Below are 26,576 nucleotides of genomic sequence, written 5' to 3'. Positions count from 1 at the left end.
TTATAGGGTATCATTCTACGTTATTTCGAACCTTCGTTTTGAACAAGCTTTACCATAATATTTGCAATGGCATGCTGTTCTCTCTCATCAGCTGCATTCCACAAGTCACGTAACATTTTCTCTTGATCGTTTTTAGCTTGCACTTCTGTTGATAAATAGTTACCAATATCGTAGGCAAGCTCTGAAATTGCTTGATTACTTATACCATTATTTTGTGCATCATGCAATCGATCTCCTAAAAAATCCTTCCATGACTCAAAGTTGTCAATTACAGACATGTTCATTCCTCCTTTATCAGCATACATTAGTATCTTTCGATATTTTGATTAAAATATGCATACTAACAATAGGAAGATAAAGTGAACTATCTGTAACTTGAAGTATCGGTCATACAGAAGTTTTAGCACCATGATAATCAATAATCATCCCCATGCACCATTAACTCGAATGAGTTCACCTTGTATATACTTAGATTGCTTACTACAAAGAAATTGTACAGCATCTGCAACATCCTCTGGTTTCCCTGCTCTTTGTAAGGGAATGTCTTGAATCAACTCTTGTTTTTCTTCAGCGCTCAAAGCTTGATTCATTTTAGTATCAATAAAACCAGGACTAACTCCATTTACATAAACATTACTTGGACCTAACTCTTTTGCTAAGGATTTGATAAAAGCATTTTGAGCGCCTTTCACGGTAGAATAGGCTACTTCACAGCTCGCACCAATTTCCCCCCAAATCGAAGAAATCAAGATAATCCGTCCAAATTTATTTCGTACCATAGCAGGAATTAATGCCTGTGTTATTTTCCAAGGAGATTTCACATGTAATTGGAGCATAGCGTCCATATCATGTTCAGCCATATCTTGAAATAAGCCAAAATAAGCCTTTCCGCTCGTATAAACCAGGTGATCCATATCATGCGGTACTTGTTTGATAAATTGAGCCAAGCCTTCACTCGTCGCTAAATCTGATTGAACCACATCCAATATTTGATCTCTCGGTATTTGCTCCAGTAGTTGCTCTATTGCTGTTTTGTTCCGGTTATAATGCAAAAAAAGCGAATGGCCTTGATTTGCTAATTGGTTGGCAATCGCCATCCCAATTTCCCCACTTGCACCAGTAATGATCGTTCTCTTCTCCATTGTTATCCTCTATTCATCTGCTTTGACAAAACAAGTAGAAAGTTGTTCTTCTTTAATCCAATCTCGAGTGAAATCCAGCATATCAGCATGTGTCAACTTTTCCAACCAATCGATACTTTCAAAGAAATCAATCCCTAATAATTGATAATGCGTGTATTGATTAGCAATGAATTCCAATGAATTCATTGCACGTAATAGTTGGCCGATTTTCTTGCGTTTTATCCGCTCGAAACTTTGATGATCCATGGAAGTGGATTGGAGATTTAACAACTCTTGTTTTATTCTTTGTGCTAATTTTTCCGGATCTTTGGTATTTCCACCTATAATACTAAAACCGAAATTACGTTCTAAATGCGACTCACTACTAAATGATTGATCAATTAACCCTTCTTCATACAATCGTTCATATGCTACACCACTTTTAGAGAATAAGTGATCTAATACGATATCCATTAACCATTCTTTTTCCATAAATTCTTTTGGGTCTTCAGGAATAACATTTTCTTTTATTCCGACCAAGGCTTTCGGAACAGAAACTGGCATGGTGATCGTTAATTCCTTTTCCGCGACTTCCTTTGGTTCATCTGGAAATTTTCTGGTGATCGGTTGTGGTGCTTCAAAGTCTTTTTTGGCTTGGTTATCCTTTATAAATGCCATTGTTTCTTCTGGATCGACATTTCCAGCAATACACAACACCATATTATTAGGATGATAAAAGGTGTGATAGCACGTATATAAATCATCTTTTGTTATGTTATGAATCGATTCCACTGTCCCAGCGATATCAATTTGCACGGGATGATGGTGATAGAGACTTTTAATCGTTCCAAAAAATGCTCGCCAATCTGGTTGATCATCATACATACGTATTTCTTGCGCGATAATCCCTTTCTCTTTTTCAACAGATTGCTCAGAAAAATAAGGGTCCTGGACAAAATCTACAAGTGTTTGTAAACTCTCTCGAACCTTTGATGTTGCCGAGAATAAATAAGCTGTTTTGGTAAAAGAAGTGAATGCATTTGCGGAGGCACCCAGTTTTGAAAAATCTTGAAATACATCACGATCTTCTTTTTCAAATAATTTATGCTCTAAAAAATGGGCAATCCCATCAGGAACTGTCTGTAAATCCTGTTCATTTAAAGGAACAAAGCTTTGGTCAATCGAACCGTAATTAGTTGTAAAAATAGCAAACGTTTTTGCCATTTCTTGCTTCGGTAAAATAAAAACACGTAAACCATTCGAAAGTGTTTCTGCATATATATTTTCTTCAATTTGCTGATAATGTTTATGCTTCACTTTGTTCCGCCTCCTTACTCGTCAACAAATATATCGTGTCAAGCTTGATTTTATTAGCAACATTAATTACTTGTTCTTTCGTAACAGTGTTTACTTTTTTTAACAATTGTTCTGGTGTGATCGATGATTTTGCCAATACACTTTGATAATGTAATTCGATCATCCCTTGAGGGTTATCTAATGTTTCCCGTAACTGATTAACAGTCATTTCTTTCGTTTCGCTTAGTTGATCATCACTAAACTCACCATTACGCATTTGCTCCATTTGTTCCAATATGATCGTTTTAGCTTTTTCATACTGTTCAGGCGCAATTCCACTAAAGACAAACATTAACCCTTTGTGACTTTCAATTCGGGATGCTGCATAATAGGCTAAGCTATGCTTTTCCCTCACATTCATAAATAATTTAGAACTTGGAAATCCGCCAAACAAACCATTAAAAACATGTAATGCTGGATAATCTTCATCATTAAACGTAATATTTGTGCGATAACCAAAATGTAATTTAGCTTGCTTGATATCATCATCTTCTATCAGTGTTTGTTCATTATCTTTTGTTACTCTCATCGCTTTTTCGATTGGTTGCTGCTGTCGCTCTTCTACGAGTGCTGTAATTTTTTCCTCAACATCTAACCCGTCAATATCACCAACTGCAAAAATATCGAGGTGATCATGACTCAATATTTGCTGATAATAAGCATAAAGGTCATCTGCTGTAATCTTATCCAAATCTTCTTCATAACCATGCACTCGTAAACGATATGCCTCTTCTTTACACATTTCCTCAATCATCCGTGTATTCGCAAAACTCATTTTATCTTCTTTTAGTGATTCTATCTTGCTGCGTAATGTTTCTTTTTCACGAGCAACAATTTTAGGATCAAATGCTTGGTTCACTAATTTTGGTTGATAAATAATTTCCCGAAGAAAGGCAATTCCTTTATCTAATAAATCCTGAGAACCAGCAATATATTGTTCATTCGGCAATTCTAACCGAATCGTAAAGATATGATTCTCCCCTTTTTTACTACTGTCAACCGCTAATACGGTACCATATAATTCATCAAGCTGTTGTCGTAATTGTATAGCGGTAGGATAATTCTCTGTACCTTGTTGTAAAATGTAAGGAAGTAACGCTCTTTTCGTAATATTATCTCTTGTTAAATTTGACGTAAATTTTAATGATAAGTGAATCGTTTTAAATTTCTTTGTATGTATAAGATGTAAATCATACCCTTCTCTCGGGATGATTCGCTCTAAAGTTTCAGCCATAACTCTACTCCTTTGAATTTTATTTTTGTTGTCTTCTATATTCTATCAAAAAAATCCAAATATTATGCTAAATAGGGAAGTTGTCTCCAAAGTATTTTAAGCAAATGATTGCATTTCAAACTATACGAAAAGCTTAAAAACCCGTCTTGTTGAGTCTAAACGGGTTCTTAAGCTTGCTTATGAGACTTCTTACTTTTCTAGAGAAGACTCACTTTATAATCTTTTTCTTAAGACGTAAAAACTAAATACATCCGCTCTAAAAAAGTTAGCTGAATATAATACTGGTTCGTTTTCTTTTGTATAATGCATTTGTCGTAATAATAACAGTGCCTGATCTGGTTCACAATTTAAAATAGGTGAAATTCTTTCATGATAACCGATTGGTTCAATATAAGCTACAGCATAATCTATTTCTTTTTTTGCATATGTTTTTAAAGCTTGAAATATAGATTCCTGACTGTGAATTAATTCTAATGGCATAATACGTTGATCTACTCTATCTATACAATAAACTACTGGATCACCATCTGCTGTACGTACTCGTTCTAACTGTGCAAATTTTTCAATTTCCAATGGATCAAAGCGACGCTTATCTTCATAAGTTGGTTCTGTAATTTCTGCAGATATATATTGTACACCAGGCTTTTTTCCTGATTTTTGTATCATTTCGGTAACACTACCTAGCTGCTCAATACCTGAGGATAGAATCGGTTTTGCGTGTACGAAAACACCAACACCAGGTCTTTGAATTAAGATATTTTCTTCTTCTAAAATGGTAATGGCATCTTGAATTTCTTTACGTGTTACACCTAAATTTTTTGCCAATTCATACTCAGTAGGTAATTTTTCTTTTTCTTTATAATGCCCGTCCTCTATTAAATTTTTTATATAATGTACCGCAGAAATAGTAGATCCATTATTTAAATTAGATAACATAGCTTCCCCCAACCAATCTATATCCATTGTTTTTATTACAAACAAATATAACACTTTTAGATCGAATAATAAAGAATATTTTGTCTCTTTTGCATTTTTAGTACTAGGATGACGAATTTGCTGTCATGTCATCTGATGCCTGACTTTGTAAAACTGTTCGAGGTTTTGAACCTTCGTATGGACCTACAATTCCTCTATCCTCCATAGCATCTATTAATCGAGCTGCACGTGTGTAACCAATCCGAAAACGCCTTTGTAGCATGGAAACACTGGCACTTTGCATTTCCAGCACTAACTGCACCGCATCATCAAAGAGGGCATCATCTACCTCTTGGACCACTTCTGTTTCTTCTTCCGGAATCATTTCTTCCTGATATTGTGCTTTTTGTTGCTCGACACAATGATCCACGACACGCTCGACTTCTTCATCAGATAAGAAGGCACCTTGGATACGGACTGGTTTGGATAAACCAACTGGGATAAAAAGCATATCTCCACGTCCTAGCAATTTTTCAGCTCCACCAGAATCCAGAATGGTTCTGGAATCAGTTTGTGATGAAACACTAAATGCTATACGTGACGGAATATTCGCCTTAATAACTCCCGTAATGACATCAACAGACGGACGTTGCGTTGCAATAATCAAATGAATTCCTGCTGCTCGTGCCATTTGAGCAAGCCTTGTAATAGCATCTTCCACTTCATTCGATGCAACCATCATTAAATCAGCTAACTCATCCACAATGACGACAATATAAGGAAGCTGAGGTTGCTGATCCTCTTCTGCTGCATTATGTCGCTTAATATATTCATTATACCCTTCTATATTTCGTGTACCAGTTTCTGAGAACAGATCGTAACGTCTTTCCATTTCGGCTACTACTTTTTTTAATGCTCTTGAAGCTTTTTTAGGATCTGTTACCACTGGAGTCAGTAAATGGGGGATGCCATTGTAAACATTTAATTCAACCTTTTTAGGGTCAATCATCATCATTTTTACTTCGTGTGGTTTAGCTCTCATTAGTACGCTTGTAATAATACCGTTAATACAAACACTTTTACCACTTCCTGTTGCGCCCGCAACCAATAGGTGTGGCATTTTATTTAATTCTGCAATCACAGATTCACCAGCAATATCTTTACCGAGAGCAAATGCCAACTTATTCTGAATGTGATTCTTTTTAGATTCTAGCACTTCACGTAATGTAACCATAGCTGTCTCTTCATTCGGCACCTCTATTCCTACAGCGGATTTCCCTGGAATAGGTGCTTCAATACGAATATCCTTAGCAGCTAAAGCAAGTGCCAAATCATCATGTAGGTTCACAATTTTACTAACTTTCACACCTGCTTCTGGGTATACTTCATATTTTGTTACCGATGGACCAACATGCACTTTGGTAACCCGTGCTTTTACACCAAAGCTTTGAAAGGTTTTTTCTAATTTGCGAACAACTCGTTGTATGTATGTTTTTTCTTGTTGTTTACCAAAGTTTTTAGGAAGCTCTAGTATGTTCATTGTTGGTAATTGATAATCCTCGTTCTCAAATACTGTTGTCGGTAGTTGCTCTGACTCAGATGTAGTCCAATTGTCTTCTTTAACCTCGTCGTTAACTTCTAATTCTTCTGCATCTATCGTCTCTATTTCTTCTTCATTATTTGCCTGCTCTGTCATCTCTAGATCTTCATTTGCGTATGCAATAGCTGGTAGTTCACTTTCATTAGTATCCTTGTCACTTTCAAGTAACATATCATTATTTTCTTCCAGTTCTTTTTCTTGCCTTTTCTCCTTCCGTTCTACCAATCGTTGTTTACTTTGCTCCAGCTTTTCTTGTAATTTATGAAAAGCCTTTGAAAATAGATCCCCGATTGATAGATTGCTAAACACAATTATCCCTATTAACATGAGAAAAGCAGCAACAATCATTGCGCCAGAAAAAGAAAAAAGAAAGTAGCTAATCGCAAACATGATTGCTGCAATCATTCCTCCACCTAGAAAAAAGGTATCTCGGTCGCCTTGAATATAATCTGTGTAAAATGTAAAACTTTGACCTATAATTGAAGGATAATCAGTTGTTCGACTAAATGCTTCTTGAAACGTAAGAATATGAGTAAGTAACAAGAGACCTGCCAAAACTAAATACGTACCTATCCATTTGCGGGTTGATAACTTTGGCCATTTTCGTTTCACCATAAGAAATACCCCAACAATTAACAAAAAAAGTGATACAAGGAAATACCAATTTCCGAAGAAAAACCTAAAGATATTTTCCAATAATGATGAAACAGCTCCATCGCTTATCAAAGTAGCTCCACTACCGAATATAGCTAAAAACACTAATAATAAACCGAGCAATTCTTTTTTTATATTATTTTTTAAGGGTTGTTTTTTTCTTCTTTTTTTTCTTTTTGCCATATAAACACTCCTCAAGTCCCTTTTAATATGTATGAAATACCCTTGCTGTTCGTAAGCAAGGGTGTCTAATTAGCTCTATTTCCGATTTCTATTATAGCATAGAATCAAAAATAGAACGAATATTCTATTGAAGATTTTCTTGACTGGGAATAATCGTTCCCGGTGAGAAATGTTCTGCTAAATAATCATTTGGATCTGTAGATAACAATTGAACAATTCGCATATCACCGTTCTCTAATCTTTGGATACAGCATGGTTTGCTTTGGAAGCTAATAATTTCGTATTGCTGGTAATCTTGTTCAGAATAATGGACATCCTCATAACTGAGCGGTGTATATAATATCATTGGATCAACTCCTGAGAATCCTTTTTCCCCTCAATTAACTCATTAAGTTTTGACATTGCTCCACTGATACCGCCAACTTCATTAATTAAACCGTACTTCACAGCATCTTCTCCGACCACATTTGTTCCAATATCCCTTGTTAAATTTCCTTTTTCGAACATTAATTCTTTTAATTTGTCTTCCTTAATATTGGAATGAGTAGTTACAAATTGAAGGACTCGTTCCTGCATTTTATCAATATATTCAAATGTTTGTGGTACACCAATCACAAGTCCTGTAAGTCGAATTGGATGAATCGTCATTGTTGCTGATGGCGCAATGAAAGAATAATCGGTTGATACAGCTATCGGAACACCAATGGAGTGACCTCCACCTAGTACAACAGAAACGGTTGGTTTAGATAGTGATGAAATCATTTCTGATAAGGCAAGACCTGCCTCGACATCACCACCGACTGTATTTAACACCACAACTAGCCCTTCTATTTTCGGGTTTTGTTCGATTGCAACTATCTGTGGGATGAGATGTTCATATTTGGTTGTTTTATTTTGTGGCGGCAATTGAACATGCCCTTCCACTTGACCGATGATGGATAACACATGAATATTAGAGTCTGGTGCATTCGGTATGGTGGATTGTCCTAACTGTTGAATCTTTTCAACAAGTGATGATGATTGCGATTCTTTTTCTTTTGTTTCTTGTTTTTGTTGTTTCATACCTAATTACCCCTTTTCATCATAGTAGTAATTAGTATGAACCACCTAGCTTATTTCATTCTGTACCCTTAACAGTTCTAAAAAGATTTTTCCAGTCGAAACCTATTTAAAAATAATTGTTGAGCGGACATTTAGTGCGTTATTGGGCGGAATAATCACCCACTTTCGGTGTTGGCGGACATTTTAATCCCTTATTTGCTTCAGTTCGACTTCAAATAGCACTATTTTTGGTGAATAGCGGAATAGATGTCCGCAGGCTAACCGAAAAACGAAACTTTTGTATAAGCTATGGTTACGTTGCTTTACAGTTTATGTATTTGCTTCAATTTTTTTGCAGTTGAAAAGAACCTGTTTCATAGTGATGGAAACAGGTTCTAACCATTATTGAAATGATTCAATTACTCTAAATAAATTTTGTTCCTCAAATGGCGATAACGGTACTAATGGTAAACGTACAGAGCCTACATTGATTTGTTGGTAGTTCAAGGCAGACTTAACTGGTGAAGGAGATGGTGCCATAAATAATGCACGCATGATCGGAAGTAACTTGCGATGAAGTCGACTTGCTTCTTTCACTTTACCTTGTTCGAATAATTCAATCATTTCTTTCATTTCTTTCCCAATAATATGAGAAGAAACGGAAACAATCCCTGAACCACCAATAGATTGGATTGGTAAGGTTAATGAATCATCACCACTATATACAGAAAAGCCGTCATCTGCTTGTTCTAATATAGAAGCAATTCCGTCCAGATCACCAGTAGAATCTTTAACCGCCACAATATTCTCGATTTGTGACAAAGCAACAACTGTTTCTACATTCAAGCGCACAACTGCTCTTGAAGGAATATTGTACAACATAATTGGTAATTTGGTCTCTTTAGCGATCGCAGCATAGTGCTGGTATAACCCTTCTTGATTGGGTTTATTATAATACGGGGTTACAACTAGAGCACCATCAATTCCTATTTGTTCTGCTTCTTTGGTTAGTTCGATCGACTCTTGTGTATTATTACTACCCGTTCCAGCAATAATAGGTACTCGACCATCCACCACTTTCACGACGTGTTCAAATAAAGTGATCTTTTCTTCATGACTCAACGTTGGAGATTCACCTGTTGTACCTGCTACAACAAGTCCATCTGATCCCGTAGCAATCAAATGTTCGATCAATTGTGTCGTTATATTTAAATCCATACGATTATTTTCATCAAAAGGTGTCACCATTGCGGTTAACAGTCTTCCGAAATCCATAATGTCACCATCTCCTTTCCAATCTCCTTCACCTGATTTGCAAATGCTAAACATTGATTAGTATAATTTTGCTTCATTTAGTGGTTTTTATTTTACAATACGCTCTAAAGTACGTGTTCAAAAAGTTGCCAAATTAAAAGCAAGAAGGTCGAGGCGGCGCAGTTTCGAGTAGCGGAACGTATGCATTTAATACGTGAGCAACGGAGAAACAAGCTAACGAAGAGATTCGCCGCTTATCACTTATCATTTGGTGACTTTTTGAACAACATCTTATATAGAAAAATGGCGAACATAATTATGCCATGAATATACGATTTCATCAATAGAAAATTATAATTTTTTATTTTTCTAATCGAAAGGCTTCATGTAATGCATTAAGTGCTGTTTCTAAATGGACATTTTGAATTAAGACCCAGATGGTTCGATGACTATCTGCTGATTGTAAAATCGGAATATTTTTATTAGTTAACGTCTGTACGATTTTTGATGTAACTCCAGGCACTCCTGACATACCTGCTCCAACTAATGAGATCTTTGCACAATCTTTCGTAATAATCGGTTCAAGCTCTAATGACTCTAAGACTTGCTTCGCTAAATCTTCGTCTCGTTCAAATATCGTATATATTACACCATTTGGTGATATATTGATAAAATCAACAGAAATACCTGCCTCAGCCATCGCTTTAAATACTTTCACGTGTATTTGTTGCGGTTCTTTCACCTCTTGAATTTTTATCTGAGTAATCTGATTAACATATGCAATCCCTGTAGCCAAACGATCATGTATACTCTCCGAATAATCAGTTTCAGGAATATTGGTAATAAGTGTGCCTTTATCATTCAGTTTTGTAGCACGCACTCTAATTGGAACATTTGCTTGCATCGCAATTTCTACCGCACGAGGATGGATAACTTTTGCTCCTTGATACGCTAAATTACATATTTCTGTATAGGAAATAGTATCTAATTTTTGTGCTTTGGTAACAACACGCGGATCTGCTGTCATAATGCCATTCACATCCGTAAATATATCTACATATTCCGCTTGTAAAGCTGCTGCCAATGCAGTGGCAGAGGTATCACTCCCACCCCTGCCAATGGTTGTTATTTCATTATTCTCCGTTTTTCCTTGAAATCCAGCTACAACTACTACTTGATGGTTACTTAAAACATCATATAAATGTTTGGTATCTACCGTTTTAATTTGGGCATTGGAAAAGTTACTAGTCGTAATAATACCAGCTTCTCCACCAGTCATTGCAATAGAATGAATTTGATGTTCCAGTAAATCATGGGAAAAAACCGTCGCAGAAATTGTTTCTCCACAAGACAACAATAAATCTTTCTCCTTATTACTTAACATAGAATGATTTCCATCGATTAATGATAATAATGCATCTGTTGAATAAGGTTCAGGGTAACGACCCATTGCTGAAACAACTACAACTACCTTATAGCCTTCAGCTAGTGCCTCTTTTATATGGCGAATCGCGTATTCTCTGGATTCTTTATTTTTAACAGACGTACCACCAAATTTTTGTACCAATACCCGCATGTTCCCACCTCATTTATTTATTGAGCCAGTTATTTTTAATTAGAGATTCAGCAATTTGCACGGAATTCCAAGCAGCTCCCTTTAACAAGTTATCAGAGACTACCCATAAGTGGAATCCTTTCTTATTATCCAAATCTTTACGGATACGTCCTACAAACACATCACTTTTACCTGCTGCTTCCAATGGGGTAGGATATACTTGATTGGCTGGGTCATCTTCTAAGACAACACCATCCGCGTTACTAATTGCTTCTTTAAACTGATCAACGGTTACGTCATCTTTATCAACTTCAACATATACACTTTCTGCATGAGATGTAAAGAATGGTAATCGTACACAAGTTGCTGCAACTTGAACAGATTCATCATGCATGATTTTCTTTGTTTCATTTATCATTTTCATCTCTTCAAATGTGTATCCATTATCTTGGAAAACATCAATTTGAGGTAATGCATTAAATGCAATGGGGTAGTGATGTTTTTCCCCAGATACAGGTAATAATTCTGGCTTTAATTCTTCACCATCTAAAAATGCTTTGGACTGAGAATGCAATTCCTCGACAGCCTCATTTCCAGCTCCTGATACTGCTTGATATGTCGAAACAATTACTCTAGACATACCAAACTTATCTTGAACTGGTTTAAGAGCAGCTACCATTTGAATGGTAGAACAATTTGGGTTTGCGATGATTCCGTTATGATTCTGGATATCTTTTTCATTTACTTCTGGTACCACTAGTGGTACTTCAGGATCCATTCGGAATGCACTTGTATTGTCAACAACGACTGCACCACGTTTTACTGCTTCTGGAGCTAACTTTTTAGAAACTGATCCACCAGCTGAAAACAGAGCAATATCAACACCTTCGAAACTTTCTGGTGTAGCTTCCTGTACCGTATAGGTTTTACCCTGAAACTCCATTTCTTTTCCGGCTGAACGTTTAGAAGATAATAACAGTAATTCGTTGATTGGAAAGTTCTTTTTATCCAATGTTTCTAGCATTTTTGCTCCTACTGCACCAGTAGCACCTACTACTGCCACATTATATTGTTGTCCTGTTGCCATGTTAATTGTCCCCTTCCATTTGATTCAATGATTAATTTGATTATCTTTTTTATCATAACATATTATCGATTATACTTTAATTATTTCATCATAATTACTTGTTTCTTTCTATAACTACCGGCTGTATTTGCTTATATTCAAGAGCGTTCACTACCGTTTCCGGAATGAGTGTCATATCTGATACCATTGAATTTGGTTTCTTTATCGGATCGTCCTGACCAAATGGTACGAAATATATTAGCTTAGTAGACATTAACCGCATTAAATTAACACCGTTTAAGCCTAATGCATCATTGGTTGAAACCCCAATGACAACTGGATTTCCGTTTCTAATCGTTGCTTTCGTTGCCATCAGAACAGGACTGTCGGTTATGGCATTGGCGAGACGACTCATGGAATTACCAGTCAAAGGAGCTAATATCATAGCATCTAATGGTTCGATCGGTCCTAATGGTTCAGCATCTACAATAGTTGCGATCGGTTCTCTACCTGTAATTTCTTTAACGCGATCCATATGATCTTGAGCTTTACCGAATTTACTGTCAGTTTCTTTAAATGTATATGAGACAACTGGCACTAATTCGGCACCTAACTCGACTAATTTCTCCATTTGTGGAAAAACATCTGCATAAGTACAATGTGATCCAGTTAAACCAAATCCAATCTTTTTCCCTTTTAAATCCACTAAAATACCTCCTATATTTGTAATCTTTTTACAGAATCACAGGGTTCACCAATTGGGCTTACGTTATATGCCCATTATATGCCCATTATATGCCCAGATCATCTGTGTGTTACTGTTAGGAGGTGAATAGTATTTTGGCTATGCGATCAGCCAGAATTTCGCCTGCAGTTGTCGGAGCTACCATCCCCGGCAAACCTAAAGCATGGATCGCTTCTATACCTCTGGTTTTCGCATATTCAAAATCAATTCCTCCAGGCTTGGAGGCTAAGTCGATAATAATCGCCTGACTATTCATTTTTTCAATAAGAGATTTATCTACTACTTTTGCAGGAATCGTATTAATTAAAATTTGACATTTATCTATATATTGCTCGATCTGGTCTAACGAATACGCTTCCCATCCTTTTTCATAAACACGTGCCAAATCAGTTTCATGCTTGGAAATAACTGCTATGTTAGCTCCAAGGCCAGCAAAGCTATTGGCAGTCGTTTCACCAACTCGCCCATATCCAAATACGAATACATTCGAATGATGAATGGTGAAATCGGTATGTTTGATAGCAAGCATAATAGCTCCTTCGGCAGTAGGGATGGAATTATAAATAGCAACATCATCCCTTTCCATTAATTTGATTAAATGTAAATTGTTGTCGCTAATATGCTGATCCAGTTTTCGATTGGATATGCCAGTGAACACTATACAATCTTCTGGTAATGACTGAAACCATTCCTCTGTTAATTGTATTTTTTCATTTGAAAACATTGTTTCGACAAAGCCATCATCATCTATACCGGTAATCGGTAATATGACACCATCTAATTGAGATGTATCCAAATTCTCGATTGTTGACTGCATAACCCCTGTGTAGCTTTGCTCTACTTGTTCAAAACCTAATATGCGAATACTTAAGTGATCAATCGTTTTAAGTGCATGTATTAAAGGCAAATAGCGTGCATCGCCTCCAATAATTGCAATATGTTTAGTCTTCTGCATCTTGTCACCTCACCAACTCTCTATCTAAACAATAAATCTTATCTAAAATTATCATATGAAAACATGGAACAGAAGTGAAGAGGCAAATATCCCAAGAAATAAGAAAAGCTTTTCCCCCAGGAGTGAAAGTAGGCAGGCTTCGTTTAATGCAGCTCTACTACATATGCCAGAGCTAGAAACTTTGATTATTATCCTCAGCATAGAAGTGCTGAAATTTGGCAATGAAATCACTGTGATACCAATGGTTATATAATTTCCTATCTAAAATAAAAAACGAAGCTTCGATTAGCTTCGTTTTTTACACCTCATCTGTTTCCACAATAATCATATCATCACCGATTTTTTTAATCTGTTTCCAGTCAATTCGTGAATAGGATTCTGACTTTCTTAAGCCAAACATACTATATTGCGGAATGGTAAAAGAAATGATTTGACCTGTTTTTTCATCAATTTCAAGATCTGTTTGTCCCAAAACACCCAGTCTAGAACCTGTAGTTAAGTCAATCAACTCTTTACTGCTTAAATCGTTAAAACGCATCATTAACACCTCCAATCTATTATTCAGGTGAAATAATGGCAGTTGCAACTCGATCAGACTGTAATGTATCAAGAATATGTTGAACATCATCTAATTTGACTTCATCAATTTTTTTCATTATTTCATCAAGGGAAGGATGAGTTTGCAATAATAATTCATTTCTGGCATTTCGGCTCATTTTGCTATTTGTACTTTCGAGACTTAACATATAAAGTCCTTTTAATTGTTCTTTACTGTTTTGCCACTCTTTATTAGATAAACCATTCTTCCTCAATTGATCGACAATATAGTGTATTTTATCTTGAACAATATACAACTGATTTTTCGAAGTTCCCGCATAAATGGTTAACAAACCACTATCAACAAAAGCACTATGATAAGAAAAAATGGAGTATGCCATCCCTTCTTTTTCTCTTATTTCTTGGAACAACCTGGAACTCATACTGCCACCTAAGACATTATTAACAATCATCATGGCGTATTCAAGGTTATTTTCTATCCCTACACCTTCATATCCTAAACAGAGGTGAGCTTGTTCTGTTTCTTTCGTTTGTGAAATTTGCTTAGGATAAAATACTGGTTTGCTTGCACCTTTTTTATCGGTTAATGGTTGATTTTCCACAGATAACGTATCTTCCACTGTTTTAATAAAACTGGAAGTCACATTACCGACGATCGAAACTACGATATTCTCAGGAACATAGTGGTTTTTCATATATTGAAATATATCTTGTTGTGCTAGTTGATTAACGGTAGACTTAGAACCTAATATTGGCTTTGCCAATGGATGTTGTTGGTATGTTACCTCTGCTAATAAATCATGGATAATGTCATCTGGTGTATCCTCTGTCATATTAATCTCTTCTAATACTACATTCTTTTCTCTTTCCATCTCTGTTTGATCAAAAGTAGAGTGAAGTAGCATATCTGCTAAAATTTCGATTGCCAATTCTTTATGCGTATCGAGGACTTTAGCATAAAAGCATGTGTATTCTTTTGAAGTGAACGCATTAATTTCGCCACCAATGCCATCAAATGCTTCCGCAATTTCCTGTGATGTTCGATTTTCTGTTCCTTTAAATAACATATGCTCGATAAAATGAGATATGCCGTTTAGTTCTGTCGATTCATCTCTTGAACCAGTTTTAACCCAAATCCCGATCGTTACTGATCTGACAGATGTGATTTCTTCCAATACAATTCGCATCCCATTACTGCATTCCTTACGATGTAACAAATCAAAATCCTCCTAAAACTATGCTAGTACCTAACTTGTGTAGTAGATACAAACTGCGAAGTAATGTGGTAATTAGATGTGCGCTCACCTAAGACATAATGTTGAAATATATCGTGATGAATAACTACCACTCCGGCTTCCCACTTCCCTTTCCGTGGGGTTTGCCCTTCAGCTAACTTTTTCGAGCAAAAACCGCTCGAAAAAGTGGATCTTCAGGTCAAACAATTCCCACAGGAGTGATAGTGGGCGGCCTTCGTTAAGATATGCCTACAACACTAATCCGAAATTAGCCAGGCAGAATTACAGCCGATTAGAACTGTAGTAAAACAAAAAAGTTAGTTCCATAAGTTCATTTCTTTTTATAATCAGAGAACAAAAATAGCGTAGGCAGAATACGGAGACTCCTGTGGGACTCACGAGAGCTGAAGATCCACTTTGCTAAGTGGTTTTCTTTGCAAAGTTAGCTAAAAACCGCCCACGGAAAGCGCAGTATTCTGCCGGAGCGGTTTGCATGCACTCTCTAAGTGAAGAATGGAAGAGAGCAAATCCTTTTCCTCGTTACTGCGCAGTTTATGTATGATGTAATCCTTTACCTAAAGGTTTAAAAAAAGAAACTGGTTGGCCAGCTTCTTCTTTGATTAATTGTTTTCTTTTTGTTCGATAAGTACTGCTTTTCTTGAAAGATTGATGCGTCCTTGACGGTCGATTTCTTTTACTTTGACCATAATCTGATCGCCAATTGACACTACATCCTCTACTTTGCCGATTCTTTCCTCAGCTAATTCTGAGATGTGCACTAATCCTTCTTTTCCTTTAAATAACTCTACAAAAGCACCAAATTTTTCAATACGTTTCACTGTACCCAGGTACATTTGTCCAACCTCTACTTCACGTACTATATCTTCAATTAATTTCTGAGCTTTTTTATTCATCTCTGTATCAGTTGAAGAAATAAAGACATGTCCATCTTGCTCAATATCAATTTTGACACCAGTCTCTTCAATAATTTGATTGATTTGTTTACCACTTGGACCAATCACATCACGAATTTTATCTGGATTAATATCCATTGTTAAAATTTTCGGAGCATAATCAGATAATTCATGTTTAGGCTCTTGAATCGTTTCTAACATATGAGAAAGAATGTGCATACGTCCTTTTTTCGCTTGTGTTAGAGCCTCATCAAGGATTTCACGTGATAAGCCTTCAATCTTAATATCCATTTGCAACGCTGTAACACCTTTTTCAGTACCCGCTACTTTGAAATCCATATCTCCTAAGAAGTCTTCCATACCTTGGATATCACTTAAGATCGTATAATCTTCACCAGATTTAACAAGACCCATCGCTATACCAGCTACTGGTGCTTTAATCGGAACACCTGCATCCATCATTGCTAATGTACTTGCACAAATACTTGCTTGAGACGTTGAACCATTAGATTCCAATACTTCTGAAACAAGACGAACGGTATAAGGAAATTCTTTTTCGTCTGGTATTACTTTTTCTAATGCACGTTCACCTAATGCACCATGACCGATTTCACGTCGTCCCGGTCCACGGATTGGTCCAGTTTCCCCTACACTGAAAGATGGGAAATTATAGTGATGCATAAATCGTTTTGATTCCTCTGCATCCAATCCATCTAAGATTTGTACATCACCTAATGCTCCTAATGTACATACACTTAATGCTTGGGTTTGACCACGTGTAAATAATCCAGAACCGTGAGTACGAGGTAAAACACCAATTCTTGAAGACAACGGTCTGATTTCATCAATTTTTCTTCCATCTGGACGTACTTTTTCTTTCGTGATTAAACGACGAACTTCTTCTTTTACAATCTTGTCTAATACAGAAGCTACTTGTTTTAATGTATCGGCTTCTGCCTCAGCTTCTTCATACTCTTCTTTTATTTCTGCTTTTACTTGTTCAATTGCTTCCTCGCGCGCATGCTTTTCTTGTACTTGAATTGCTTCTACAAGTCGAGCTTTTGCTTTATTTTCTACTTCTTCTACAATGGAATCATTAACTTCGAATAATTGAATTTCCATCTTCTCTACTTGTAATGCTTCAATGATTTCTTCTTGAAAAGCAATTAATCGTTTGATTTCTTCATGACCAAACATGATCGCTTCTAACATAATTTCTTCCGGTACTTCATTTGCTCCTGCTTCAACCATGTTAATCGCATCTTTAGTACCAGCTACTGTTAGATCAATATCACTTTTTTCGCGTTCTTCCAATGTTGGATTAACAACGAAATTTCCATCGACTCTTCCTACTACAACACCCGCAATAGGTCCTCCAAAAGGAATATCAGATACACTTAACGCAATCGATGAACCGATCATTGCCGCGATTTCAGATGGCAAGTTTTGATCCACACTCATTACGGTACTAATCACCTGTACCTCATTTCGGAAACCATCTGGGAACAACGGGCGGATCGGACGGTCAATCAGTCTTGATGTTAATACAGCTTTTTCACTGGGTCTACCTTCTCTTTTGATGAATCCTCCCGGGATTTTCCCAACCGCGTATAAACGTTCTTCATAATTGACGGTTAACGGGAAGAAAGGTAAATCTTTTGGTTCTTTTGAAGCTGTTGCAGTTGCTAATACAGCAGTATCACCATAATGCACCATGCATGCTCCATTTGCTTGTTTTGCTAGTTCACCAATTTCCACTCGGAACGGTTGACCAGCGATTTCAGTTGAAAATACTTTCTTTTCTTCTACCATTATAGTACTCCTCTCAAAACAACTATGCTTGTACATGACTACTTTTTATTTTAGCATGTTGTTTCCACATATGTAACTAGTTCTATTGATTAAACATTTATTCGGAATAATATTAGTATTTTCTATTTTGCCTAGAAATAATCAATATGTTATTCATTTCTTTCATCAACATCAAGAAAAAATATACTTATTCCGTATTAGGTTGTATTTCACTAGTTTTTTACATACAGAAAAAGCGGGATCACTCCCGCTTTTTAGTTGGTTTATCGACGTAAACCTAATTTTTGAATTAGTGTACGGTAACGAGCAACATCTTTGTTACGTAAATAGTTTAACAAGTTACGACGTTTACCTACCATTTTTAATAGACCACGACGTGAATGGTGATCTTTCTTATGAGTACGTAAGTGGTTATTCAAATTATTGATTTCCTCAGTAAGGACAGCAATTTGAACTTCTGGTGAACCAGTGTCGTTCTCATGTGTTTTGTATTCATTGATGATTTCGTTTTTACGCTCTTGTGTAATAGCCATCCTATTCACCTCCTAATATTTCAAGTTGAACCCCTATCCCCTAGCAATCGCCGGAGAAATCGAATTGCCAAGTGGATGGTTTCCGTATTAAAGGTTACAACTTTTCGACTTAAAATGCAAGTGGTTTTATTCATTTATTGCAAAAAATTCACGACTTTGGTCTTCGTCATCTTTCAGCTTTTCTACCAATTCATCGATTCCAGAGAATTTTTCTTCATCTCGAATAAATTTTTTCCAATAGACGACTATCTGTTCGCCATAAATATTCTCATCAAAATCGAAAATGTGTACTTCAAGTTTTGTATTTTCCCGATCATCTGTAAATGTCGGGTTATATCCAAGGTTTGCCATACCATAATAATGCTTATCTCCAACTTCTACTTCCACAGCATATACACCTATTCTAGGTAAAAAATAATAATCCTCTATTTTGATGTTTGCAGTTGGATAGCCAATTGTTCGACCACGTTTATCGCCATGAATAACTTCTCCAGTTAGAGAATAGGGCCTGCCAAGTAATATCTCTGCTTTTTCCATATTCCCTTGCTTTAACTCATGACGAATTCTAGTTGAACTAATTTTATCTTCTTGATAATCTAACCTGCTGATTGTTGTAATCTCCAGTTCATTACCAGTAAACTCATAGATATTTTCCATATTACCTGAACCTTTATGTCCAAACGTAAAATCAAATCCCGCAACTAAGTGAGTGATATGTAGATTTACAATAAAATGGTCAATAAATTGTTTTGGTGTTAATTTCGCTAATGATTGATCAAATCGAATAATATATAAACGATCCACCCCTGATGCTTCCATCTTTTTAATTTTATCATCGATAGGGGTAATATACCGTACTTGTTCTTTTTGTTTTTGTAATACTACAGAAGGATGCGGATCAAAAGTAATTACTGCAGATTCTTTTTTTGATTGGCTGGCAATATTCATTGCTTGTTGTATGACCGCCTGATGTCCTTTATGAACCCCATCAAAAAATCCAATAGCAGCTACAGTATCCGGCAAATTTTCTCTTTTTAAGTCATGGGGATATACAAGTGATTGCACTTCCACCTGTCTCACCTACTTTCTTTCATTCAATCTGAAAACACGTGCTGGTTTTATTTCTTTCTTATTATCATGTACTTGATAAATAGCTACCATTCTATCGCGAAAAATTACTCGAAAAAAAGGTGTGTTAGGTATTGGGCTTGGTATTGGTAATTTTTGTCCATGTAAAACTTTTTCCATCGTTTTTTCGTCTATTGCCCAATTATCTAAATGAGCAAGACCTTTATTGATCGATATAAGTGGTACTGGTTGGTTTTGATCCAAACACTCTTGAATTTGGTCAAGAGTAATTGTATCTTGTTCTGATAAATTCCCTGTAGCTATTCTCACTAAATGTGACATATGGGATGGGAATCCTAAAGCTTTTCCTATATCAACACATAGTGTACGGATATATGTACCTTTTGAACATGTAACTTCAAATTCTACTGATTGCGTCTTCTTTACTTTATCATATGTAGTAGATAAAAAACGAATATTGTGAATCTTCACTTGACGAAACGGTCTTTCAACTGGTTCATTGGCTCTTGCATATTCATAAAGCTTTTTGCCATTCACTTTAACTGCAGAATATAAAGGAACTTGTTGGGTAATGACCCCGCAGAATTCTTGTAGCACTCGAAGAATAGCTTCTTTCGATACTTCGATAGTAACGTTCTCATCTTGCTGAATTTTACCTGTGTGGTCTTCTGTATCGGTAGAGTAGCCTAATGTTGCCGTTGCTCGATACGTTTTTGTCGTATCTGTTAAATAAGGAACAATTTTGGTCGCTTCTCCTATACAAATAGGTAGAACCCCTTCTACTTCCGGATCTAATGTACCTGTATGCCCTACCTTTTTGGTGCCAAGTAATTTTCTTACCTTAAAAACACAATCATGTGATGTCATTCCTTTACTTTTCCATAATGGTAAAATCCCGTCCATACGTCACCTCCACTCTATATATTGTAGACAAAAACGAGCATAAATCACGATTTTTTCTCACATTATGCAAACTAGATACAAACTGCGAAGTAGTGAAAATACTGTTTGTTCGAAACTAAGTGCACAGTCACCTATGAAGTAATTTTGACATTTATCGTGATCAGAACCTCCACTCCGGCTGCCCATTTCCCTTTCCGAGGATTTGCCCAGGGAAAGTGCAGTATTCTGCCGGAGCGTATGGCAGCACTCATCAAAACTCAGTACGAAAGAGAGCAAATCCTTGTCCTCGTTACTGCGCAGTTTATATATACTGTTTGATTTCGTTGTTTCAGTCAGAAAACCCTTGTTGAAAGACAAGGGTTTTCCATTCTTACTGTTCTTTTTCAGATTCGTTTAATTCTCTCAAGATATGCTCAATTCGGTTTCCTCGTTCGATTGTATCGTCAAAGTCAAACATTAATTCAGGTGTCTTTCTTAACCTGATTCGTTTGCCAATCTCTGAACGGATAAACCCTTTTGCTTTAGCAAGACCAATTAACGTATCTTGCCTTTTATTTTCATCACCTAAAACCGAGATAAATACCTTTGCCTGCTGCAAGTCTCCGGTAACTTCTACATCTGTGATGGTAACAAATCCTACGCGAGGATCTTTGATTTTGCGGGATATGATATCACCAAGCTCTTTTTTCATTTGTTCGGCGACTCGATTAGAGCGTAGTTCCCCCATCTGTATCACCTCTTTCCTAGCTTACTTCATCTTATTTCAATATTTGTAATAGTCCGTTCAATTTCCGTAAAGGAATCCAGTATACCTAGTGCTTGTTGGATAATTTGCTGCCCAATTTCGCTCGACTCCGAGACGGTGACTATTCCCAGTTTAGATCGTTGCCATAAGTCTTGATAATCCATTTCAGAGATGGCAATATTTAAATCTTTACTAAGACGATTTTTAATTCTTTTTAATACAGATCGTTTATCCTTTAACGAATGACATTCATACAAAAAGATTTCAACTTCTGCATAGGTAATCATTAAATTTCAATTTCCTCCATTACATATGCTTCGATTATATCGCCTTCTTTAATATCATTGTAGTTTTTAATCGTAATACCACATTCGTAATTTTGGGCAACTTCTTTGACATCATCTTTATAGCGTTTCAATGTATCAATTTCACCTTCATAGATGACTACACCATCACGAATTAAACGAACACCAGAATCTCTTGTTACTTTTCCATCTGTAACATAAGCTCCTGCTATCGTACCAATTTTGGACACTTTAAAGATTTCTCTTACTTCTACTTGACCGATTACTTTTTCTTGATATTCAGGGTCTAAGAGACCTTTCATAGCAGCTTCTACTTCTTCAATTGCTTTATAAATAACACGGTGAAGACGAATATCAACATTTTCAGATTCTGCTGCTTTTTTCGCGTTATTATCCGGTCGAACATTAAACCCAATAACAATAGCATTAGATGCTGAAGCGAGAATAATATCTGATTCTTTAATTGCGCCAACACCTGTGTGAATAATGTTGACTTTAACACCTTCTACATCAATTTTTTGTAATGATGCAGCTAATGCTTCGGCAGATCCTTGTACGTCTGCCTTAATAATCACATTAATGTCTTTGATATCACCTTGTTTAATTTGTTCGAATAAGTCATCCAAGCTGACACGAGACTGTGTACCACGTTTTTCTTCCAATTGTTTTTCTTGTCTCATTTCACCGATTTGTCGCGCTTGTTTTTCATCTTTAAATACAACAAATCGATCTCCTGCTAATGGCACATCATTAAGACCTGTAATCTCAACAGGTGTTGAAGGTCCAGCTGAGTTAATACGTTTACCTAGATCATTTACCATCGCACGAACACGACCAAACGTATTACCAACTACAATCGGATCTCCTACTTTTAGTGTACCATTTTGTACAAGTAATGATGCAACAGAACCTCGACCTTTATCCAATTGTGCTTCAATTACTGTACCATTAGCACGACGGTTTGGATTTGCTTTTAATTCTTCTACTTCTGCTACAAGGAGGATCATTTCTAACAAGTCATCGATTCCTTCCCCTTTTATCGCAGATAGTTGTACGAAGATAGTATCTCCACCCCAGTCTTCAGGGATTAATTCATATTCCGTTAATTCTTGCATGACACGATCCGGATTTGCGCCTTCTTTATCCATTTTGTTCACTGCTACAATTATTGGTACTTCTGCCGCCTTAGCATGGTTGATCGCTTCAACGGTTTGTGGCATGACACCATCATCAGCTGCTACTACTAAAATAGCAAGGTCTGTAATTTGAGCACCACGAGAACGCATGCTCGTAAATGCTGCGTGGCCTGGTGTGTCTAGGAAAGTTACTTTTTTATCGTTTTCTCTTACTTGGTAAGCACCAATATGTTGAGTGATTCCGCCTGCTTCACCCTCTGTAACTTTCGTATGGCGAATCGAATCAAGTAAAGTAGTTTTCCCGTGGTCTACGTGCCCCATAATCGTTACAACTGGAGGACGTTCCTCTAATTTGTCTGGATCATCTTCTTCAATATATGTTTCAAGGTCTGCTTTATCAATTTCAATTTCTTGTTCTACTTCTACTCCATATTCCCCACAAATTAATTCTAAAGCATCTTCATCAAGATCTTGGTTTTTGGTAGCCATAACCCCTAAAAACATAAGCTTTTTAATAATTTCATTTGTCTCTTTATTTAACTTTTCTGCTAGTTCTCCAACAGTTATAGAACCAGAATAAGTTATTTTTTCAGGCTTTTGTGGTTGAGTATTAGTTGGCTTTTTAGCCTCTTGTTTGTTGTTTTTCTGATTGTTTTTCTGATGTTTATTATTATTCTTTTTCTTATTAGATTGTTGATTATTATTTGGCTTTGTATTTTTGGATTGTTTATGCCCCTGTGCCTTTTTTGGTTGCTCTTTTGGCTTTGGTTGAAAGCTTTGATCTAGCTTTGCTTTCATATCATCAGAAATAGTAGACATGTGGTTGGAAACCGGAAGCTCTAATTCTTTTAGTTTATTAATAACTTCCTTACTGGTTTTATTTACTTGCTTAGCGTACTCATATACTCGTATTTTTGACATACGTTCACCCCCGAATATTTTCATCAAGTAATGCAATTAATTTCTTCGCAAATCCATTTTCATGAATGGAAATAGCTACACGACCTGATTTACCAACTGCTTGTGAAAGTGTTTTTCGATCGTCTACGAAGAAATACGGAATATTATAAAACGTACATTTATCTGTTAATTTCTTTCGAGTCTGATCGCCTATATCACTTGCAATTAATACAATTTTTGACTTTTTTGACTGAATTTCTTTGACAATGAGTTCTTCGCCGAACGTACATTTTCCAGCACGATTGGCTAATCCAATTATATTAAGATAAGATTTATGATTGACCACATTATTCGCCTTCAATCTGTTTTCTTAATTCATCATATATTTCTTGCGGAATCTTTATTTCTAACTGTTTTTCTAGTGCACCATTTTTCTCTGCTTTGTCGATTACTTGTAAGTCCTTTGACACATAAGCTCCTCGCCCATTTCGCTTGCCAGTAGGATCTACAAATACCTCACCTTCTTTGGTTTTCACCACTCGAATTAATGACCCTTTAGGCATCATTTCTTGAGTTATAACGCATTTCCTTAATGGTACCTTTCGTTTTTTAGCCATATGAATTCCTCCTTACTTAAACAGATCTTCATCCATATCTTCGTAGGATTCTTCATATTCCAAGCTATCCTCATATTCTAAGGCCTCTAGACTTTCTTCAATTTCTTCTTCTGAAATCAGGCCTTCTTCTTTTGCTTCAGATTCACTTTTAATATCAATTTTCCAACCTGTTAATTTGGCAGCCAATCTAGCATTTTGCCCTCGTTTTCCAATCGCAAGCGATAATTGATAATCTGGAACGATTACAGTAGTTGCCTTTTCCTCTTCATCAACATTTACTTGGATCACTTTGGATGGGCTAAGTGCGTTGGATACGTAGACTACTGGATCCTCAGACCATTCTACAATGTCAATTTTTTCTCCTTTTAGTTCATCGACAATCGTTTGTACTCTTTGTCCTTTTTGACCAACACATGACCCTACTGGATCAATTTCTGGATCCTCCGCATGAACAGAGATTTTAGAACGATCTCCTGCTTCACGCGCAACAGATTTAACTTCAACGGTTCCATCATAAATCTCCGGTACTTCCATTTCAAATAATCGCTTTAATAATCCAGGATGTGTTCTGGATACGAAAATATTAGGTCCTTTATTAGTATTTTCCACTTTGGTTACAAACACTTTAATTCTGTCATGAACATGATATGTCTCGGTTGGCATACATTCCGACTCTGGCAATTTGGCCTCGACTTTACCTAAATTCACATAAATAAAACGACCGTCCATACGCTGAATCGTACCATTCATGATGTCTTCTTCACGGTCAATATATTCATTGTAGATGATGCCTCGTTCTGCTTCTCGAACTCGTTGTGTTACTACTTGTTTTGCGGCTTGAGCAGCTATTCGACCAAAATCTCTTGGTGTTACTTCAATTTCTATTACATCACCAATCTCATATGCCGGATTAATATTATGTGCTTCTTCAAGCGAAATTTGCTGATTATGATCTTCTACCTCGTCTACAATTTCTTTTTGAGCAAATACACCCATCGTTCCAGCTTCCTCATTTAAATCCACTCTAACATTGGTTGCTGATTTAAAATTCTTTTTATAAGCAGAAATTAAGGCAGCCTCTAACGCTTCCATCAGAATCTCTTTGTTAATTCCTTTTTCCTTTTCTAAATAATTCATCGCATCGAACAATTCTCTGTTCACGAATTTCTCCCCCTTTAATCAAAAGTTACAGCTAGACGAGCTTTCGCAATTTTGGTAAATGGAATCTCCACTTCTTTTTGCACCGTTTTTTCTTTATATTGAACAGTTGCGTAACCATCCTTGAAACCAACTAAATCTCCAGTAAATTCCTTTTCACCTGCAATCGGCTCATACAGTTTTACATAGACATGTTTTCCGATATGCTGCTTGAAATCAGCCTCTTTTTTTAATGGACGTTCTACACCTGGTGAAGAAACTTCAAGGAAATATGCTTCACTAATAGGATCTTTCTCATCTAACTCGCTACTTAACCTTTCAGAAACTTGACCACACTCTTCAATATCTACACCGCCATCCTTATCGATGTATACTCGTAAAAACCAATTTGGTCCTTCTTTTTCATAGACAATATCTACAAGTTCTAAAGAAAGCTCATCTAATATGGGTTGAACTAGTTCTTCTGTTTGCTGTACTATCTTGTTTGCCATTCTGATACCTCCTCCACTGCGATTATGTTCTTTAAGATATATTTCCCATATTTATTAAACGATACACACATAAAGTGAGACTCCCACAGTGAGTTTTTTATCCTTGACTGAGGATTAGCGAAACTTATCAGAGTGTTCGTCTCACCTGAGACTCCTAAACTTCTTCGATTTATTTGACCTTGAAGCGAGACTTTTATGGATGATTAACACTGTGATAAAAGGGCTCTAATACAAATGTTGGGTGTTCATTATAAATTTGTAAGTTGATAAGTAATCTATGTAGCCCAACAAGTTTCATGGAACCATTCACATTTAGTGAAGTCGGAATGATAAATCCCTTGCCAAAAATGGCAAGGGATTTATCAAAACCCTATATCGTTCTTTGTTGATACCTAAGAAGAAAGAGTGGGAAGGCCCACTCTTTCTGTCCGCATCAAATGAAATCTGTATAAAATATAGCATGAATGGTGGAATAATGCAAGGGATTTACTGTATTTATCC

At 36.3% G+C, this 26,576-nt stretch carries 26 protein-coding genes; all 26 read right to left on the bottom strand.

Translation table 11 applies throughout. From position 1 onward, the window contains the following. Positions 1-20: 20 nt before the first annotated feature. Positions 21-278, bottom strand: a complete 258-nt coding sequence (locus tag GHT08_RS03910; RefSeq protein ID WP_163579956.1) for a DUF3243 domain-containing protein — start codon at positions 276-278, stop codon at positions 21-23. Positions 279-422: 144 nt separating this feature from the next. Further along, a complete protein-coding gene (gene ymfI, locus GHT08_RS03905) occupies positions 423-1,142 on the bottom strand; it encodes an elongation factor P 5-aminopentanone reductase (protein WP_163579954.1) in 720 nt (239 codons plus the stop codon). 9 nt (positions 1,143-1,151) lie between these two features. Continuing rightward, positions 1,152-2,438 (bottom strand): EF-P 5-aminopentanol modification-associated protein YfmH, encoded by a 1,287-nt coding sequence (gene yfmH / locus GHT08_RS03900; protein ID WP_163579952.1) that lies wholly within the window; start codon positions 2,436-2,438, stop codon positions 1,152-1,154. After that, positions 2,428-3,711: an EF-P 5-aminopentanol modification-associated protein YfmF gene (gene yfmF, locus GHT08_RS03895; protein ID WP_163579950.1), complete on the bottom strand. Its 1,284-nt coding sequence runs from the start codon at positions 3,709-3,711 to the stop codon at positions 2,428-2,430. The genes yfmH and yfmF overlap by 11 nt, the downstream gene beginning before the upstream one ends. Before the next feature lie 213 nt (positions 3,712-3,924). Then, entirely contained in the window at positions 3,925-4,647 is a 723-nt protein-coding gene (locus GHT08_RS03890) for a GntR family transcriptional regulator (protein ID WP_163580092.1), read from the bottom strand. Positions 4,648-4,750: 103 nt separating this feature from the next. Then, positions 4,751-7,063 (bottom strand): FtsK/SpoIIIE family DNA translocase, encoded by a 2,313-nt coding sequence (locus tag GHT08_RS03885; RefSeq protein WP_163579948.1) that lies wholly within the window; start codon positions 7,061-7,063, stop codon positions 4,751-4,753. A 124-nt stretch (positions 7,064-7,187) separates the two neighbouring features. Then, on the bottom strand, positions 7,188-7,409 hold the full coding sequence (locus tag GHT08_RS03880; RefSeq protein WP_163579946.1) for a YlzJ-like family protein: 222 nt from the start codon (positions 7,407-7,409) through the stop codon (positions 7,188-7,190). Further along, the gene (locus GHT08_RS03875) at positions 7,406-8,125 is read right to left on the bottom strand and encodes a ClpP family protease (RefSeq protein WP_163579944.1); all 720 of its coding nucleotides are present in this window, start codon (positions 8,123-8,125) and stop codon (positions 7,406-7,408) included. Before GHT08_RS03875 ends, GHT08_RS03880 begins: the two co-directional genes overlap by 4 nt. A gap of 381 nt (positions 8,126-8,506) precedes the next feature. Beyond that, positions 8,507-9,382 (bottom strand): 4-hydroxy-tetrahydrodipicolinate synthase, encoded by an 876-nt coding sequence (gene dapA / locus GHT08_RS03870; RefSeq protein ID WP_163580090.1) that lies wholly within the window; start codon positions 9,380-9,382, stop codon positions 8,507-8,509. Positions 9,383-9,719: 337 nt separating this feature from the next. Then, complete coding sequence (gene dapG, locus GHT08_RS03865) at positions 9,720-10,934, bottom strand: aspartate kinase (RefSeq protein ID WP_163579942.1); 1,215 nt, start codon at positions 10,932-10,934, stop codon at positions 9,720-9,722. Positions 10,935-10,947: 13 nt separating this feature from the next. Next, positions 10,948-12,000 carry an aspartate-semialdehyde dehydrogenase gene (asd, locus tag GHT08_RS03860; RefSeq protein ID WP_163579940.1) on the bottom strand — a complete coding sequence of 351 codons (1,053 nt, stop codon included), beginning with the start codon at positions 11,998-12,000 and terminating at the stop codon, positions 10,948-10,950. Positions 12,001-12,094: 94 nt separating this feature from the next. Continuing rightward, entirely contained in the window at positions 12,095-12,685 is a 591-nt protein-coding gene (locus GHT08_RS03855) for a dipicolinate synthase subunit B (protein ID WP_163579938.1), read from the bottom strand. Between the two features lie 115 nt (positions 12,686-12,800). Beyond that, the gene (gene dpaA, locus GHT08_RS03850) at positions 12,801-13,679 is read right to left on the bottom strand and encodes a dipicolinic acid synthetase subunit A (RefSeq protein ID WP_163579936.1); all 879 of its coding nucleotides are present in this window, start codon (positions 13,677-13,679) and stop codon (positions 12,801-12,803) included. Between the two features lie 298 nt (positions 13,680-13,977). Then, entirely contained in the window at positions 13,978-14,217 is a 240-nt protein-coding gene (locus GHT08_RS03845) for a YlmC/YmxH family sporulation protein (protein WP_018932622.1), read from the bottom strand. 19 nt (positions 14,218-14,236) lie between these two features. Beyond that, complete coding sequence (locus tag GHT08_RS03840; protein ID WP_163579934.1) at positions 14,237-15,454, bottom strand: M16 family metallopeptidase; 1,218 nt, start codon at positions 15,452-15,454, stop codon at positions 14,237-14,239. Positions 15,455-16,092: 638 nt separating this feature from the next. Then, positions 16,093-18,198 (bottom strand): polyribonucleotide nucleotidyltransferase, encoded by a 2,106-nt coding sequence (pnp, locus tag GHT08_RS03835; RefSeq protein ID WP_163579932.1) that lies wholly within the window; start codon positions 18,196-18,198, stop codon positions 16,093-16,095. 263 nt (positions 18,199-18,461) lie between these two features. Further along, positions 18,462-18,731: a 30S ribosomal protein S15 gene (gene rpsO, locus GHT08_RS03830; protein WP_153834254.1), complete on the bottom strand. Its 270-nt coding sequence runs from the start codon at positions 18,729-18,731 to the stop codon at positions 18,462-18,464. 126 nt (positions 18,732-18,857) lie between these two features. Further along, the gene (gene ribF / locus GHT08_RS03825) at positions 18,858-19,802 is read right to left on the bottom strand and encodes a riboflavin biosynthesis protein RibF (RefSeq protein WP_163579930.1); all 945 of its coding nucleotides are present in this window, start codon (positions 19,800-19,802) and stop codon (positions 18,858-18,860) included. Positions 19,803-19,811: 9 nt separating this feature from the next. Then, the gene (gene truB / locus GHT08_RS03820; RefSeq protein ID WP_163579927.1) at positions 19,812-20,723 is read right to left on the bottom strand and encodes a tRNA pseudouridine(55) synthase TruB; all 912 of its coding nucleotides are present in this window, start codon (positions 20,721-20,723) and stop codon (positions 19,812-19,814) included. A gap of 370 nt (positions 20,724-21,093) precedes the next feature. Continuing rightward, a complete protein-coding gene (rbfA, locus tag GHT08_RS03815) occupies positions 21,094-21,450 on the bottom strand; it encodes a 30S ribosome-binding factor RbfA (RefSeq protein WP_018932628.1) in 357 nt (118 codons plus the stop codon). 26 nt (positions 21,451-21,476) lie between these two features. Further along, positions 21,477-21,755 carry a DUF503 domain-containing protein gene (locus GHT08_RS03810; RefSeq protein WP_163579926.1) on the bottom strand — a complete coding sequence of 93 codons (279 nt, stop codon included), beginning with the start codon at positions 21,753-21,755 and terminating at the stop codon, positions 21,477-21,479. Continuing rightward, entirely contained in the window at positions 21,755-23,830 is a 2,076-nt protein-coding gene (gene infB, locus GHT08_RS03805; protein ID WP_163579924.1) for a translation initiation factor IF-2, read from the bottom strand. Before infB ends, GHT08_RS03810 begins: the two co-directional genes overlap by 1 nt. A 4-nt stretch (positions 23,831-23,834) precedes the next feature. After that, positions 23,835-24,155, bottom strand: coding sequence for a YlxQ family RNA-binding protein (locus GHT08_RS03800; RefSeq protein ID WP_163579922.1), 321 nt, complete (start codon positions 24,153-24,155; stop codon positions 23,835-23,837). A gap of 1 nt (position 24,156) precedes the next feature. Then, positions 24,157-24,426, bottom strand: coding sequence for an RNase P modulator RnpM (gene rnpM, locus GHT08_RS03795; protein ID WP_163579920.1), 270 nt, complete (start codon positions 24,424-24,426; stop codon positions 24,157-24,159). 12 nt (positions 24,427-24,438) lie between these two features. Then, complete coding sequence (gene nusA, locus GHT08_RS03790) at positions 24,439-25,587, bottom strand: transcription termination factor NusA (protein WP_163579919.1); 1,149 nt, start codon at positions 25,585-25,587, stop codon at positions 24,439-24,441. A gap of 14 nt (positions 25,588-25,601) precedes the next feature. Beyond that, on the bottom strand, positions 25,602-26,075 hold the full coding sequence (gene rimP, locus GHT08_RS03785) for a ribosome maturation factor RimP (RefSeq protein WP_163579917.1): 474 nt from the start codon (positions 26,073-26,075) through the stop codon (positions 25,602-25,604). Positions 26,076-26,576 lie beyond the last annotated feature (501 nt).

It is taken from the genome of Gracilibacillus saliphilus (assembly GCF_010994085.1).
GTDB classification, from domain to species: Bacteria; Bacillota; Bacilli; order Bacillales; family Amphibacillaceae; genus Gracilibacillus; species Gracilibacillus lacisalsi.
This window is presented reverse-complemented; position numbering and strand designations above follow the sequence as displayed.